2 protein-coding genes are annotated in these 2,456 nt (G+C 70.2%); both read right to left on the bottom strand.

The window, feature by feature from the left end; translation table 11 throughout:
• Window positions 1-294 precede the first annotated feature (294 nt).
• The gene (locus AB0G02_RS35345; protein WP_360803341.1) at window positions 295-1,245 is read right to left on the bottom strand and encodes a HAMP domain-containing sensor histidine kinase; all 951 of its coding nucleotides are present in this window, start codon (window positions 1,243-1,245) and stop codon (window positions 295-297) included.
• A gap of 200 nt (window positions 1,246-1,445) precedes the next feature.
• The gene (locus tag AB0G02_RS35350; RefSeq protein WP_360803344.1) at window positions 1,446-2,132 is read right to left on the bottom strand and encodes a response regulator transcription factor; all 687 of its coding nucleotides are present in this window, start codon (window positions 2,130-2,132) and stop codon (window positions 1,446-1,448) included.
• Between the last annotated feature and the right edge of the window lie 324 nt (window positions 2,133-2,456).

A 2,456-nucleotide genomic window follows, 5' to 3' on the forward strand; every position in this document is an offset into this window, starting at 1 on the left:
TAACAATCTCAAAGGAAAACCTCTTGACGAGGTTCATACAATTTACTGGCTATTCGGCACGCTGTTGAGTTCTCAAAGAACACGCGCTCACCATCACTCATCACTGCTGTGATTCGATCCGGGGCTGATGTTCGCCGCGCTCCGTTCCGGTCTCTCTCCGGCCCGTTCCGCGCTGGCAGAGAGAAAGTTACACCCCGCCCAACGCAGAGACAAATCGGGGGTCAGGAGGCACGTCTTCGCAGGTGATACCCCCTGCGAGGGCCCTCAAACCGGATCATGTGTGACCGGGGCCACTCAGACCAGTTTTCCGTGTGGGGTGGAAGGCAGGTGAACAGCCACCGACAGCCCTCCGCCCGGCACTGCCGTGGCCTGCACCTGACCCTCGTGAGCTGCGACGGCGGCCCGCACGATGGACAACCCGAGGCCGGTGCCGGTGCGCGCGGTCCGGTCGGTGCCACCCCGCCGGAACGGCTCGAACAGCTCCTCCACGCGGTCGGGCGCGATCAGCTGCCCCGATGACGAGACCCGCAGCAAGGTCCACTCGGGGCCGCTCTCGGTGCGCACCTCGATCCACCCGCCGGGCATGTTGTGGCGCACGGCGTTCTCCAGCAGGTTCCCGGCGATGCGCTCCAGCAACGCCGGGTCGCCCACGGCGGGTGCCGGGGTCGTCAGGAACGACACGCGCAGCTGGCGTTCCTCGGCCTCCGCCCGCGCGGCCCTCCACGCGGACTCGACGACGGCGTTGAGGTCCACCGGTTCGCGCACCGCCAACCCGAGCCCGTCCGTGCGCGCGAGCAGCAGCAGGGCGCTGACCAGCTGTTCGGCTCGTTCGGTCGCGGCACGCACCACGCCGGCCATGCGGCGCAGCTCCTGGGCGTCGGCGTCGGGGTCCGCGAGCGTGACGTCCAGCTCGGTGCGGATCACGGCCAACGGGGTGCGCAGCTCGTGGGAGGCGTTGGCGACGAACCGCCGTTGCGACTCGAACGCGGCTTGGAGCCGGTCGAGCATCTCGTCGAACGTGTCGGCCAGCTCAGCGACCTCGTCGCGCGGCCCGTCGAGGCGCAGCCGCTCCCCCAGGGACTCGGCGGACAGGCGACGGGCGGCGTCGGTCACGTCGTGCACGGGTTGGAGGACGCGACCGGTGATGGTCCACGCGAGCAGGGCCGCCGCGGCGACCACGCAGAGGAACGCGATGGAGCCGGAGCGCAGCACGTCGTCCCTGGCCTGTTCACCGAGGAGGTCCATCAGCGCGGCGGCGTCGACCTCGCGGCCGTCGACGATGACCGTGCTGCCGTCCGCGAAGCGGGGCGAGGAGGCGATGACGCGGCCGACGAGCAGCCAGCCGAGCAGGAGCAGCAGTCCGCTGACGAACGCGACCAGGCCGGTCGCGAGGAGGGTGAGCCGCGTGCGCAGCCCGGGTCCGCGCCTGCGGGCGAGCTCACGGTTCAGCGTGGGCCTTCTTCGGGGAAGGCTGCCGTGGGCACGCGGTAGCCGGAGCCGACCACGGTGTCGATGATGCCCGGTTCACCGAGCTTCTTGCGCAACGTCATGACGGTGACGCGGACGGTCGTGGTGAACGGGTCGGCGTTCTCGTCCCACACGCGTTCGAGCAGCTCCTCGCTGGAGACCACGGACCCCTTGGCGGCGAGCAGCACCTCCAGCACGCCGAACTCCTTGCGGGTGAGCTCGATGGGCCGGCCGCCGCGGCGCACGGTGCGGCGGGCGGGGTCGAGCTCGACGTCGCGGGCGGTGAGCAGGGGTGGGGTGGCCGGGGTGGCGCGGCGGGCGAGGGCGCGGACGCGGGCGACCAGCTCGGGGAACGCGAACGGTTTGGCGAGGTAGTCGTCGGCGCCGAGGGAGAGGCCCGCGACGCGGTCGTCCACGCCGGCGCTCGCGGTGAGCATCATGACCCTGGTCAGGGCACCGGAGCTGAGGATCTCCTTGCACAGCTCGTCGCCGGACATGCCGGGCAGGTCGCGGTCGAGCACGACCACGTCGTACCGGGTCACGGTCGACTTCTCGTGGCCCGTCTCGCCGTCGTAGGCGACGTCGACCGCCATACCTTCGCGCCGCAGGCCACGCGCGATCGCGTCGGCCAGCGGCACCTCGTCCTCGACTACCAGGATCCGCACCCCACAAAGGTGCCACACATCCCTGAGAACCTGCTTAGCGTGACGCCGCCGGAGGGGCGGGAGAAGGAGCCGGCGGGGGTGGGAGGAAGAGGGAAAAAGCAAAAGCGTCCTCGCCGGACGGGCAGATCAGCAGGATGACCGGGTGGGGACGTCGGCCCCCGTTGCGTCGTGGGCCGGGTTTCGTGTCATCCCGCCGACCTCCCCAAGGGCAACCACACGCGTCAAGGGGGCGACAACAGCGGACGATCGGGCAAGAGGTTCACAGCGCCCCCTTGACACGCGCGGTTGGGCGTAGCCAGGTCGGCGGGATGACACGAAGCCCTT

The sequence above is a fragment of the Actinosynnema sp. NPDC023658 genome, from assembly GCF_040639995.1.
Taxonomy (GTDB): domain Bacteria; phylum Actinomycetota; class Actinomycetes; order Mycobacteriales; family Pseudonocardiaceae; genus Actinosynnema.